The 12,719-nt window shown below is 59.9% G+C and carries 10 protein-coding genes; 5 read left to right on the forward strand and 5 right to left on the reverse strand.

Going from position 1 to position 12,719, the window contains the following annotated elements; translation table 11 throughout:
• Positions 1–58 precede the first annotated feature (58 nt).
• Both P2081_RS03515 and P2081_RS03520 read left to right on the forward strand, forming a co-directional pair.
• On the forward strand, positions 59–565 hold the full coding sequence (locus P2081_RS03515; protein ID WP_232402354.1) for a peptidylprolyl isomerase: 507 nt from the start codon (positions 59–61) through the stop codon (positions 563–565).
• Complete coding sequence (locus tag P2081_RS03520) at positions 558–1,106, forward strand: peptidylprolyl isomerase (RefSeq protein WP_278921504.1); 549 nt, start codon at positions 558–560, stop codon at positions 1,104–1,106. The genes P2081_RS03515 and P2081_RS03520 overlap by 8 nt, the downstream gene beginning before the upstream one ends.
• A 168-nt stretch (positions 1,107–1,274) precedes the next feature.
• Here the strand turns inward: P2081_RS03520 and P2081_RS03525 are convergent, their stop codons facing one another.
• The 5 genes from P2081_RS03525 to P2081_RS03545 all read right to left on the reverse strand — a co-directional run bounded on the left by P2081_RS03525 (position 1,275) and on the right by P2081_RS03545 (position 6,585).
• Entirely contained in the window at positions 1,275–2,723 is a 1,449-nt protein-coding gene (locus P2081_RS03525; RefSeq protein WP_278921505.1) for a calcium-binding protein, read from the reverse strand.
• Between the two features lie 192 nt (positions 2,724–2,915).
• Positions 2,916–3,476, reverse strand: a complete 561-nt coding sequence (locus P2081_RS03530) for a bactofilin family protein (RefSeq protein ID WP_278921506.1) — start codon at positions 3,474–3,476, stop codon at positions 2,916–2,918.
• Positions 3,466–4,797 carry a M23 family metallopeptidase gene (locus P2081_RS03535; RefSeq protein WP_278921507.1) on the reverse strand — a complete coding sequence of 444 codons (1,332 nt, stop codon included), beginning with the start codon at positions 4,795–4,797 and terminating at the stop codon, positions 3,466–3,468. Before P2081_RS03535 ends, P2081_RS03530 begins: the two co-directional genes overlap by 11 nt.
• 226 nt (positions 4,798–5,023) lie before the next feature.
• Positions 5,024–5,863: a ferritin-like domain-containing protein gene (locus P2081_RS03540; RefSeq protein WP_278921508.1), complete on the reverse strand. Its 840-nt coding sequence runs from the start codon at positions 5,861–5,863 to the stop codon at positions 5,024–5,026.
• 260 nt (positions 5,864–6,123) lie between these two features.
• Positions 6,124–6,585 (reverse strand): peroxiredoxin, encoded by a 462-nt coding sequence (locus tag P2081_RS03545; RefSeq protein ID WP_278921509.1) that lies wholly within the window; start codon positions 6,583–6,585, stop codon positions 6,124–6,126.
• A gap of 135 nt (positions 6,586–6,720) precedes the next feature.
• On the opposite strand from P2081_RS03545, the gene P2081_RS03550 reads away from it, so the two are divergent.
• The 3 genes from P2081_RS03550 (at position 6,721) to P2081_RS03560 (ending at position 12,676) form a co-directional block, all read left to right on the forward strand.
• Positions 6,721–10,062 (forward strand): YhdP family protein, encoded by a 3,342-nt coding sequence (locus P2081_RS03550; protein WP_278921510.1) that lies wholly within the window; start codon positions 6,721–6,723, stop codon positions 10,060–10,062.
• Positions 10,063–10,136: 74 nt separating this feature from the next.
• A complete protein-coding gene (queA, locus tag P2081_RS03555; RefSeq protein WP_278921511.1) occupies positions 10,137–11,207 on the forward strand; it encodes a tRNA preQ1(34) S-adenosylmethionine ribosyltransferase-isomerase QueA in 1,071 nt (356 codons plus the stop codon).
• Positions 11,208–11,401: 194 nt separating this feature from the next.
• The gene (locus tag P2081_RS03560; protein ID WP_278921512.1) at positions 11,402–12,676 is read left to right on the forward strand and encodes an MFS transporter; all 1,275 of its coding nucleotides are present in this window, start codon (positions 11,402–11,404) and stop codon (positions 12,674–12,676) included.
• Positions 12,677–12,719 lie beyond the last annotated feature (43 nt).

A 12,719-nucleotide genomic window follows, 5' to 3' on the forward strand; every position in this document is an offset into this window, starting at 1 on the left:
GGCAATTGCTGGCACTCGGCTTAACTATCGTTGCAAATTTTACCGACAGGAGGGCCCCATGGCCGAGATCAAAGATCCAGAAAACACCGTCATCGTCGAGCTGAAAGACGGCAATGTTGTCATCGAACTGCTGGCGGACGTGGCCCCAAAACATGCCGCACGCATGAAGGAACTGGCCCGCGCCGGTGAATATGACAATGTCTGTTTCCACCGTGTTATCGATGGTTTCATGGCGCAGACCGGCGATGTTGCACATGGCGATATGGAAGATGGGTTCAACCTGCGCATGGCGGGCACCGGTGGGTCCGAGCACCCGAATCTGCCGGCCGAATTTTCCAGCCTGCCGCATGACCGTGGCACCCTGGGGGCTGCCCGTTCCGCAAACCCGGATTCGGCCAACTCGCAGTTCTTCATCAACTTCAAGGACAATCATTTCCTCAACGGTCAGTATACCGTCTATGGCCGGGTGATCGAGGGTATGGAGCACGTCGACGCCATCACCAAGGGGGAGCCACCCGCGAATCCTGATCGCATGATCAGCGTCAAGGTGGCTGCCGATGTTTAAGCTGGCCGCGGTTTTTTCCCTGGTTGCCAGCTCGGCGCTGGCCTCGGGGCTGGAAATTCAGATCGAGGGCGAAGGTGCCAACGGTCTGGTGAAGATCGACCTGTTTGAAGACGTCGCCCCCAAACATGTGGAGCAGATCACCGCGCTGGCCTCTGAGGGCAAGTATGATGGCGTGGTGTTCCACCGTGTTATCGATGGCTTTATGGCGCAGACCGGTGATGTCCAGTTTGGCAAGATGGGCGGCGATATGGGCCGCGCCGGCATGGGCGGGTCCGATCGTCCTGATCTGCCTGCCGAGTTTTCGGATCGCCCCTTTGATCGCGGCATTGTTGGCATGGCGCGCTCGCAGAACCCCAATAGCGCCAATTCGCAGTTCTTCATCATGTTCAAGCCGGGTCATTTCCTCAACGGTCAATACACCGTTGTCGGCACCGTGACCGAGGGCATGGATATTGTCGATGCGATCAAGCTGGGCGCAGGCGCCAATGGTGCCGTTGTCGGCAAGCCCGATGTGATGGTGAAAGTGACCGCCACCGAGTGATGGCAAAACCACCGGCCCCGCCCTGTTGTGTCTAGCTAGGGCAGGTGGTGTACAGTGACAAAGCCGCGCCAGGATTTCCTTGGCGCGGCTTTGCTTTTGGTGGCCACCGCCTGCCCAGCCATCCCCAGCGCGGACCGTCGGCAATGGGGTGGGCCTGTCAGGCCAGGATCACAACAGAAAGTTATCGGCGTCTTGCAGCTGCGCCAGGGTCATGTCTTCAACCAGGATTGTCACATCAGAGAAAGAAACAAGAACGTCATCGCCCTGCTGTGCAAAATCCAACTGCTTGAACCAAGAGGCACCGCGGCCGATGACAATCTTGTCCTGGCCAAGTTCAAAGTCGGAAATTGTGTCATTCCCATGCCCGCTGCGGAAGATAAAGAAATCAGCGCCAGAATCGCCAGTCAGCAGATCATCGCCGAGATCGCCGTTCAGCGTATCATTGCCGCTGCCGCCAAAGAGCTGATCCTGACCATCGCCGCCAACAAGCACATCGTTGTCACTGTCGCCGAACAACCAGTCATCCCCCTGGTCGCCAAATAACGTGTCCTTGCCGCTGCCAGCCAAGAGCCGGTCGGCGCCTTCGTTTCCGAACAGCTTGTCATTGCCCGTGCCGGCTTGAATCCGGTCGTTGCCATAGCCGCCTTTCAGGGTGTCGTTACCATTGCCCCCCCAGAGCTTATCCCGGCCGCCGCCACCATTGAGTAAATCACTGCCCGAACCGGCCTTCAGTTGGTCAGCCCCCTGGCCGCCAAACAGCCTGTCCTTGCCGCCGCCGCCCAGCAGCCAGTCGTGACCATCGCCGCCATCGAGGGAATCGTCGCCTTCATTCCCAAACAACACATCATTGCCCCGGCCGCCTGCTAGAGTGTCGTGGCCATTACCGCCAATCAATTGGTCAGCGCCATCATCGCCATGCAACAGATCCGCACCGCTGCCCCCCATGATCGTGTCATCGCCGGTACCGCCGGATACGGTATCTTTGCCTTCCCCGGCAAAGATGAGATCGTCGGCGGTCTGCGATTGCTGATCTCCGGTCAGGGTGTTCGCATAGGAGGTACCAGCTTGAACAGCAACGGTTTTGTCCTGGAACTGCAACAGCTCAACCGAATGGAGCACATCAACGCCATCAGCGGAATCCACCTGGATCAGTGATCCCACCTGCGAGATATCTGCGTCAGCATATCTGTCGGCAATAACAACCTGGTCTGTGCCCGTGCCGCCGTCGATGCTGTCATTGCCTGTGCCGGCGTCGATGGTATCATTGCCGCCATAGGTTCTAAAAACACTGCCCGTCATCATGTTGGAGATGATGCTATCGTGCCCATAAAGCATGGAGCTGCCGCCCAGTGAATCCAGCTGCGTGAAGCGAAGGTGAAAATCAGAGATAGTGTATTTGGTCGCGCCGTATTCGCTTACATAAATCGTGCTAAAGGTCCAAAGGTAGTAGCTGCTTGAGGAAAAGTTTCCCCGCAGCGTCATCGCCGCGCCGTTGCTGCCGGTGATGATCAGCGTGGTTGAGCTTCGGTAAGCCAGGACGGGGTTGGCAAAATCATCGTTGTTGAGAAAATCTGCGGTCCAAGTGCCGCTAGGGTCATTGATGACGAACTTTGTCATACCTGTAATTTCCAAGTTTCAAAAATTAACGTTAAATTATCGGGACCTTTTTAACACCTGGGTAGATGATGTAAAGACCAGGTGCTGCCTTGGGTTGTGCTGTCGCAGGCAAGCAAAAAGGCACCGAAGAGAGCTTCGGTGCCTTTGATAACTTGATATCGTCTCTTGCGTCAGAGCCGGTCGCGTGTCGGCTTAGCCTTCGGCTTTGGCGGCGCTTGTGGCGGCCTTGACAGCGGCAGATGGTGCGGCGTGCGCGGCAGCTGGCGCTGCAGCGGTGCCTGCGGGCATTGCTTTTTTGCCACCGGGGGTCAGCGGGTCATCCTGACGTTGGACCGAGCCCTCAAAATGGGCGCCGCTTTCAATTGCGATGGTCTTGTGGATGATGTCGCCTTCGACGCGGGCGGTGGCAGTCAGACGTACCTTCAGGCCACGGACACGGCCAACGACGCGGCCATTGACCACAACGTCATCGGCAACAACTTCGCCCTTGATGGTGGCGGTTTCGCCAACTGTCAGCAAATGGGCGCGGATATCACCTTCGACGGTGCCTTCAACCTGGATATCGCCAGAGGTTTTCAGGTTGCCTGCGATATGCAGATCCGAGCTGAGCAGCGACGCAGGCGGTTTTGCCTTTGGTGCTGCCGGCTTGTAATCGCCGGAGGGCGCAGCAGGCGCGGCAGCCGCTGGTGCAGCTGTTGGGGTCGCCTCGGCCTGCTTTGGTCCGGGCTCGTTGATTTTGCTCTTAGAAAACATTTCTTGCAGCCTTGATATAGATCATCGGGTTTACGGGTTTGCCATTGACCCTAACCTCATAGTGGAGGTGGGTCCCGGTGGACCGTCCGGTGTTACCCATATCAGCAATGTGATCCCCGCGCGAGACCCTTTGGCCCACCTTGACGCGCAGATTTGAGTTATGAGCGTATTTCGTCTCAATCCCAAAGGCATGCTGAATGGTAACAAGTTTGCCATAACCGGATTGCCAGCCCGCGTGGGTGACGGTGCCATCGGCTGTGGCGTAGATATCTGTGCCGGTTTTACCAGCAAAATCAGATCCTTTGTGCAGGCGGCGGCCACCGGTCTTGGGGTCGCGGCGGTAGCCAAAGCCGGAAGACCGGCGCACCAGTCCCAAATTCACCGGATTGGCAAAGGGGGCCTGCTGGGCCGCCATGCGATAGAGGTTCAACTGGTCCAACTGATCAAGAATCTTGTTGGCGCGCAGCTCTTCCGCGGAGGGTTCTTCACCGCGGGTGGACAGGGCTAAAGGGGCAAGCGGACCGCCCTGACCGCTATAGCCACGCCGGACTTGCTCCAGAATGCGATCTGGTGGCATGCCTGCGTTTTTGAACATCTTGTCCAAAGGGGTGACAGAGACGGTCACCGCCTCTTCCAATTGGCGGAAAATCTGGTCGTTGCGCTCGTTGAGAAGCTCCAGCTCCAGCTCTATTTCGTCGCGCTGTTCCAGGGCGGCCTTGGCATCGGCTTCGATCTGGTCGCGCTCATTGGCGGTTTCGGACAGCACCGTCGACAGGAAATCCATCTGCAAAGGTGTGGCACCTGCCATCAGAGGTGCGGCGCCCTCTGCCTCGGCATTCTGGCGCAGGGCTGCCAGTTCGGCGCGGCTGTTGTCGCGCTGGGTCATGGTCTGGCGCAGGGTGGTTTGGATCACTTCGATCCCGGTTTCCAATTCCTGGCGCCGGGTTTCAGAGGTGAGCAGTTCCGACTGCATCAGCGAGATCTGCGCCAGCGCCGCGTTAAAGCGCTCTTGCGCTGCGAGGGCCTCTTCGGCGCGGCTGTCGCGTTCGCCTGAAATATCATTCAACCGGGCGCGATAGGTCATTTGATCGCGCTTGGCCTGTTCGCGGAAATTGCCCGACCCGATACTATCCATCAAGACGATAGCTGTGGCGACAATTGACCAGGCGACAAACAGGACCATGCCAAGGGTGGCAATCAGCTGGGTTTCCGGTCGAAGCCGCACGAAGCGGGTATCTGCATCCGATTTCAAAAACACCCGGCGTTCCGGAAACCAATGTTCCAGAAACGAGTGTATCTTTATAGCCAGACGTGTGCGCACGCGCTGATCCTTGTTCCATCCCAATTGAGCCAGAGCGACCGTCATCCCCGTGCGGTTGCTCTGTGGGCGAAATCTTTAGCCATCACCGAGGTGTTGAGCAAGGGTGATGGGGGAATTCCGCCACTGCGCTGCACCTGCCGATCCCTAGGCACAGTATTGCGCCGCCTTTAGGCGGATTACCGCCAGTAAGCCGTGGGGCAGACCTCGGAAAGCAAAGCCCGCGGTATCAGATGCCGGAAATCGGCTTCACCTGATCGGCCAGCGGCCAGTAGAAATCAGGCGGGAGACCGGCATCTGCGCGCTTTTCCTCGTTGAAAGGCGGCTTTAGCGGGCTGTGGAAGTAGCGCTTCACCAGATCGTGAAAAACGCCTTTCGGGTCCAGGTTGTCGCGGCCACACAGAAAGTAGAACCATTTGGAGCCATAGGCCACATGGCTGACTTCTTCGGAATAGATCACCTCCAGCGCCTCTACCGCCTGGGTCAGCTTGGCCTGGCGAAAGATCTTGATCATGCCGGGGGTCACATCCAGTCCGCGCGCTTCCAGCACCATGGGCACTACCGCAAGGCGGGCCATCAGATCCTCGGCGGTGTCTTCGGCGGCTTTCCACATGCCCTGGTGGGCCGGCAGCGCACCATAGTGGCTGCCCAGGTTTTCCAGGCAATCGCACATCAGGCCAAAATGTTTTGATTCTTCGTCCGCCGCCTTCACCCAGTCATCAAAGAAGCCAATCGGCAAAGGCACATGGGAAAAGCGTGCAATGATGTCCCAGTGCAGATCAACCGCGTTCAACTCGATATGGGCAACCGCATGCAGCAGCGCAATCCGGCCGGCCTCGCTGCCGGGTTTGCGTTTGGGCACATCGCGCGGGCTGAGCAATTCCGGCCGGTCCGGCCGGGCGGGATGCAGCGGAGGCGTGGCGGTGCCAATCTCTATAGTGCAGGGGGTGTGGCTGCGCGCGTCGCGCCAGGCGGCGGCATGGCGCCGCGACAGGGCGGTCTTTTCCTTGCCATCGGCGGTGGTCAGCACCTGGGTGGCCATCTGAGCGAGGCTGAGCGGAGCAGTCATGCGGGATCCTTATAGAGAACCGGAGGGAAAGGTAGGCAAGATCAGGGACCCTCCAAAGCGAAGGCTTCAGAACCCCCATCACCTGATCAGCCCCTGCCATTTCCGCAGCCCCGTCGCAAGATAAATAGCCGTCTCCCCAAAGGGGCCCCTCGGCGATTTATCTGGCTTTGTGGCCGCAAAAATGGCTGATCGGGGCCAGGTGACGGGCGGCTCCGAAGCGAAGCTTGGACCGGCAGCCGCAGCCCCGGTTGCAGGGCGGGTTACAAGGCCTTGGCGGCGGCAAGCACCTCTTCGACATGGCCGTCGACTTTGACCTTGCGCCAGACGCGGGCGATTTTGCCTTCGGCGTCGATTAGAAAGGTCGAGCGCTCGATGCCCCAGTGTTTTTTGCCGTACATGTTTTTTTCTTTCCAGACGCCGTAGTCTTCGCAGGTGCTGTGATCGGCATCCGACAACAATGGTGTGGTCAGCGCGTGTTTGGCGATGAATTTTTCATGTTTGGAAATCGGATCCTTGGAAATGCCAAACACCTGGGCGCCAGCATCGGCAAAGGCTTGCAGATGGGCCGAAAAGCCGATGGATTCTTTGGTACAGCCCGGCGTATCATCGCGGGGGTAGAAAAACAGAACAACCACCGAGCCTTGCATCTGCGCAAGAGAGCATTCGCCGCCGCCATCGCGGGGCAGGGTGAAAAGCGGGGCCGGATCATGAGCGTCGAGCATTTTGTTTGTCTCCAAAACGGGTTGGCAGGGTCTTCCTGTCACAAATAGGCCATCACGGGCAAAGGATAAACAGCGATCGAACCAGAGGCGGAAAACACCGACCTTGGCACGCCGGATGCGTCGCAAGTGACGAAAGTGACCCAGAGGCAGGCTGCGCATCGGCGCCGCTGGCACTGGCAGCTGTTGCGGTGGACTATTCGGCTGGTTGTGGTCCTGTGTTTTCTGGCTGCGGGGGCGATCTATTTTGGCGTCGGCACCAAGATGCAGGCCCCGAATTGGCTGCGCCAACGCGTCGAGGCCCGGCTGGAACAGAACCTGAATGGACTGCAGCTGGAGTTTGGCGAGCTCAACTTTGTGGTCAATCACGGTTGGCGGCCCCGGTTGGGCCTGCGCGACGTGGTTCTGCGCGGCGCGGACGGCGGCCCTATTCTGCAGCTGGCGGATGCCGAAATTTCCATTGCCATGCGGCCGCTTCTTCGGGCGCGACTGCGGCCAAAGCGGATATATTTCAATGGATTATATGCCAGTCTGCGGCGTGAAACGGATAGTATCGCGCTGAGTTTCGCCGAAGGGGGGTCGCCACTGCGCCAGGCGGAGAGCCTGCCGCAACTGATTGAACAATGGGACAGCCAGTTCCAGCTGCCGCAGCTTTCTGCCTTGGTCGATGTGACAATCGAAGGCGTGACGCTGCGCTATGAGGATGCCCGGCTTGGCCGCGTCTGGATCATGGATGGCGGCCAGGTGGGGTTTGAACGGCAGGATGAGACCCTGACCATTTCGGCCGGCTTTTCGGTGCTGAGCGGTCGCCAGGATGTTGGGGTGGTCGAGGCCAGCTATACTTCGGAGATTGGCGAAGTTGCGGCCCAGTTTGGAATTTTGGTCAGTGATATTGCCAGCGAGGATATTGCGGTGCAGGCGCCGGCGCTTGGCTGGTTGCAGGTGCTGCGCGCGGCGATTTCGGGCTCGCTGCGTGGTGGTGTTGATGCGGACGGCGGGCTGCTGCCGCTTTCGGCGATCTTGCAGATTGGCGAGGGGGTTATCCAGCCTTCGCCGCAGACACTGCCGATTCCGATTCACGGGGCGCATAGCTATTTCACCTATTACCCGCAGGACCAGCGCTTGCAGTTTGACGAGCTGAAGGTCAGCAGCGGCTGGGGCTCTGGCACCATGGAGGGGCAGGCCGATCTGGCGGGGATACGCGATGGGCGGCTGACCGATCTGGTGGGGCAACTGCACTTTCGCGACCTGACCCTGAACCCAGCCGGGCTTTACCCGACGCCGCAGGTCTTTGCCGGGGTAACGGCTGATTTCCACCTGCAACCTGCGCCTTTTCGCTTTCAGCTGGGCGAAATGCTGGTGGAGCACGAGGGCCGTCAGATCCACCTGAATGGTGATATCAAGACCGGAGAGGAAGGCTGGGACTATGCCCTGAACGCGCAGTCAGATCTGCTGGATCTGGCCCAGGTGAAATCGCTCTGGCCCGCTGGGGCAGCGGAAAAACCGCGGCGCTGGGTGTTGCAGAATGTGGCGAAGGCGCAGGCGCAGGCGGTGAACTTTGCCCTGCGGGGCAAGGGGCGGGACAGGCCCTTTGTGGCGCTGGAAGCGAATTTTTCCGGCGCAGAGGTCAAGTTTCAGAAACATTTGCCGCCGGTACAGGATGCGGCGGGGCATTTCAGCCTCTATGGCAACCGGATGGTCATCGTCGCCCGCAAAGGCACGGTGACGGCGGATCAAGGCGGCTCTGTCTCGGTGGCGGGGACCTCTTTCATTATTCCGGATACGACGGTCAAGGACGGCACGCCGGGGATTGCGCGAGTGGTGGCGCAGGGCTCGGTCACGGCGGGGCTGTCGCTGCTGAACCGGCCGCCGCTGGCCATTATGGACAAGGCCGAATTGCCGGTCGATCTGGCGGCGGGGCAGATCAATGTCGTGGGCACCCTGGCCTTGCCGCTGAAGCGGAAGGTGGCCCCGGAGGAGATTACCTATCACTACACCGGGGTGGTTCGCGATGTGCGCAGTACCGTGCTGGTGCCCGGACAAGAGGTCGCCGCGCAGCGTCTGGAGTTGCGCGGCGATCAGGGGCAGGTGTCGCTATCGGGGGCAGGCAGGCTTTCGGGGGTGCCGCTGACAGCCCATTGGCAACAGGCCGTGGGCAAGGATGTCAGCCGCGCCAGCCAGGTCACTGGCCGGGTTGAGATCAGCGCCGCTGCGCTTGCGACCTTTGAAATCGGTTTGCCCGATGGCACCGTTGCCGGGCAGGGACAGGGAGACTACCAACTGGATCTGGCCCCGGATCAGCCACCCAAGCTGCAGCTGTCGTCGGATCTGGCCGGGCTTGATCTGCGGATCGCGCCGATCAGCTGGCGCAAGGCGCCGCCGACGACGGGCAGGCTGGATCTGGAGGCGACACTGTCAACACCGGCCAAGGTGGACCGGCTGTCGCTCTCTGCGCCGGGGCTGACGGCGCAGGGCCAGGTCAGCGTTACGCCAGGCGGCGGGCTGGACCGTGCCAGCTTCTCTTCGGTGACTGTGGGCAACTGGCTGCAGGGGGCGGTGCAGTTTGTCGGACGAAACAATGGCCAGGCAGATCTGCAGGTGACGGGGGGGACGCTGGACCTGCAAAAGGCACCGTTTTCTGCAGAAAGCGGCAGCAGCTCTGGCGGCGGCGCGTCAACTGGCCCGATCACCATGCGGCTGGATCGGTTGCAGGTCACCGAGAGCATCGCCCTCACCGGGTTTGAGGGGCGGTTTTCTACCAATGGCGGGTTCAACGGCCAATTCACCGGGCGGCTCAACGGGGCACCGACGGTTTCGGGGGTGGTGGTGCCACAGGGCGGCGGCATCGCAATGCGCCTCCGGTCAAAAGATGCCGGCGGGGTGTTTCAAGCGGCGGGTATTCTGCGCCATGGCCGGGGTGGCAGTTTTGACATGACCCTGGTGCCAGCCTCGGTTGCGGGCGAATATGACGGCGAGATCAAGATCCAGAATACCCGGATTAAGAACGCGCCATCAATGGCCGCCCTGTTGAATGCGATCAGTGTGATTGGCCTGCTGGATGAGCTTTCCGGCGGGGGGATCCTGTTCACCGGGGTCGAGGCTAAGTTCCGCTTGGGGTCCACCCATCTGACCCTGCATGAGAGCAGCGCCGTCGGCCCGTCCATGGGGATCTCGATGGATGGGATCTATGATCTGCGCAATGGTGCGCTGGATATGCGCGGGGTGATTTCGCCGATCTATCTGATCAATGCCATCGGGCGCGTGGTGGCGCGCAAGGGCGAGGGGTTGTTTGGCTTTGCCTTCAAGCTGAAAGGCAGCGCGGATGACCCGAGTGTCAGTGTCAATCCGCTGTCCGCCCTGGCCCCGGGGATTGTCCGGGACATTTTTCGCGGCAAGGCGCCGACAGTGCCGGGGGCTCCGGTGGAAGAACGCGCGCCAGATCCACCGCATCGCCCCAGCAACAGCGGTGGTGAACGCTAGGCCGGTGGAATTTTCTGGGCTCGGCGCAGATCTGGGCCATGGTCAAGGCGTGTGAAACCTCGTAAAGGAGCGCCATGAAACTGAGCGATTTTGACTTTGACCTGCCTGAAGATCTGATAGCCACCCGCCCGGCAAGCCCGCGCAGCTCGGCCCGCTTGCTGGTGGCCACGCCAAACCAGTTGCAGGATGCACATGTTGGCGACCTTGTCGATCTATTGCAGAGCGGCGATCGGCTGGTGTTGAATGACACCCGCGTCATCCCGGCGCGGTTATCAGGTCTGCGCCACCGAGACACCGCACAGGGCAAGACCGCTGCCAAGATCGAGGTGACCCTGCTGGATCCCAAGCCGGATGGCGGTTGGTCAGCGCTGCTCAAACCCTTGAAAAAGATCAAACCGGGCGAAGAGCTGGTATTTTCCGATTCCCTGACGGCAGAGTTGGTGCGGGTCGAAGACGGCCAGGGGGTGCTGCGGTTCAATCTGACAGGGGATGATTTTGATCAGGCGCTGAACGCGGCTGGTGCCATGCCCTTGCCGCCCTATATCGCCGCCAAACGCGCAGCCGATGACCGGGATAAAGAGGATTACCAGACGATCTGGGCCCGGCATGCGGGCGCGGTGGCTGCGCCAACCGCTTCTTTGCATTTTGATGCCCCGCTGCTGGCGCATCTGGCGGCCAAGGGCGTCACCTTTACCTATGTGACGCTGCATGTGGGGGCGGGCACCTTTCTGCCGGTCAAGGTCGAGGATGTGACCCGCCACAAGATGCACGCGGAATGGGGCCGTGTCAGCCCCGAGGCCGCGACCGAGATTGCTGCCACCAAGGCAGCCGGGGGGCGTGTCATTCCGGTAGGGACCACGGCGCTGCGGCTGATAGAAAGTGCCGCGCGTTCTGGCGAGATTGCGGCCTGGGAGGGGGAGACCGACATCTTTATCTATCCCGGTTTCACCTTTCATGTGGCCGATGCGCTGATGACGAATTTTCACCTGCCAAAATCGACGCTGTTGATGCTGATCTCTGCCTTGATGGGGGCAGAGAGGGTGCGCGAAATCTATGATCACGCAGTGAAAAATCGTTATCGTTTCTTTTCTTATGGCGACGGGTCGCTTTTGCTGCCGCAAAAGACGAATACGTCGCAGAATTAGCGCTAATCTTGCTAGACAAGCCTAGGCAGTATGCGTTCTGATCCCGCCGAGGGTTCTGGCGTGCGAAACCAATCCTGAACATAGAATAGTACCTCTGCCAGTCAGGGGGCTTTGGGTCAGAAATAACAGGCGGGCTGAGGCTGCTGGACCATTGTGGCCTGCGGTTTGTTCTCGTCGGTAAAGGAGTTACCGAGATGCTGCAGGTTTTGTCGAGCGCATGGGCGCTGCTGTTGGGCATGGGCATGCTGATGATTGGCAATGGCATGCAGGGCACCATCCTGGGTGTGCGCGGCGCCATGGAAGGCTTTTCCACCCTGCAGATGTCCTTTGTTATGTCCGCCTATTTTGTCGGCTTTCTGGGGGGCTCGCGTCTGGCGCCTGAAATGATCCGCCGGGTTGGCCATGTGCGGGTCTTTGCGGCGCTGGCCTCGCTGATTTCGGCAGTAATGATCCTGTATCCGGCGGTGGCCAACCCCATTGCCTGGATGCTGGGCCGCGCCCTGATCGGGTTTTGCTTTTCGGGCGTGTATGTCACGGCGGAAAGCTGGCTGAACAATGCGGCGGACAATGCCAACCGGGGCAAGGCGCTGTCTCTTTATATGATTGTGCAGACGGTTGGCATCGTGACGGCCCAGGCGCTGATGTTGGTGGGGGATCCGGCAGGCTATGAAACTTTTGTGATTGCCTCGGTGGTGATCTCGGTTTCTTTTGCGCCGATTTTGCTGTCGATCTCGCCCACGCCGGCCTTTGACACCACCAAACCGATGTCCCTGCGTGCCCTGATGAAAGTTTCACCGCTGGGCTGTGTGGGGATGTTCCTGCTGGGGGGCGTATTCTCGGCGCAATTCGGCATGAGCGCGGTCTACGCCGCCGAGGCTGGGTTAAGCCTGACGCAAATCTCGGTCTTTATCGCCACCTTTTATATTGGGGCGATTGTGCTGCAATATCCGCTGGGCTGGATGTCTGACTGGATGGATCGCCGGATTCTTGTTCTGGCGGCTTCGGCTCTGGGGGGGGGCGCTGCGCTTATGGGGGTGGTCATGGGCGGCGAGTACAGCTTTTTGCTTGTTGCCGCCTTCTTTATTGGCGGTATGTCCAACCCGCTTTATTCGCTGTTGATCGCCCATACCAATGACTATCTGGAGCACGACGATATGGCGGCGGCCTCGGGCGGGCTGGTCTTTATCAACGGGCTGGGGGCCATTGCCGGGCCGGTGATCACGGGCTGGATCATGAGCGATGCGATTTTTGGCCCTCCGGGATATTTCCTGTTCATGGCGGTCTTGCTGGGGGCGCTGGCATGCTACGCGCTGTACCGTACCACGCAGCGTGCCGCGATTCCTTCGGATGAAACCGGGATCATGGCGCCGATGTCGCTGACGGGTTCTCCTGTTGCGGTGGAATTCGCACAGGAATATGCCATCGAAACCGACATAGAGGAGCAAGAAGCCGCCACCGAGGCGGGGTGATTGCGCTAACCTTTTGGGTTTGTGAGTAATATTTCAACAAATG

This window comes from Pseudophaeobacter profundi, from assembly GCF_029697505.1.
GTDB lineage: Bacteria > Pseudomonadota > Alphaproteobacteria > Rhodobacterales > Rhodobacteraceae > Pseudophaeobacter > Pseudophaeobacter profundi.

What these genes read in the sequence shown, in the direction of transcription:
- P2081_RS03515 (WP_232402354.1), top strand. Translation starts at nt 59, where the DNA reads ATGGCCGAGATCAAAGATCCAGAAAACACCGTCATCGTCGAGCTGAAA.
- P2081_RS03520 (WP_278921504.1), top strand. Translation starts at nt 558, where the DNA reads ATGTTTAAGCTGGCCGCGGTTTTTTCCCTGGTTGCCAGCTCGGCGCTG.
- P2081_RS03525 (WP_278921505.1), bottom strand. Translation starts at nt 2,723, where the DNA reads ATGACAAAGTTCGTCATCAATGACCCTAGCGGCACTTGGACCGCAGAT.
- P2081_RS03530 (WP_278921506.1), bottom strand. Translation starts at nt 3,476, where the DNA reads ATGTTTTCTAAGAGCAAAATCAACGAGCCCGGACCAAAGCAGGCCGAG.
- P2081_RS03540 (WP_278921508.1), bottom strand. Translation starts at nt 5,863, where the DNA reads ATGACTGCTCCGCTCAGCCTCGCTCAGATGGCCACCCAGGTGCTGACC.
- P2081_RS03545 (WP_278921509.1), bottom strand. Translation starts at nt 6,585, where the DNA reads ATGCTCGACGCTCATGATCCGGCCCCGCTTTTCACCCTGCCCCGCGAT.
- queA (WP_278921511.1), top strand. Translation starts at nt 10,137, where the DNA reads ATGAAACTGAGCGATTTTGACTTTGACCTGCCTGAAGATCTGATAGCC.
- P2081_RS03560 (WP_278921512.1), top strand. Translation starts at nt 11,402, where the DNA reads ATGCTGCAGGTTTTGTCGAGCGCATGGGCGCTGCTGTTGGGCATGGGC.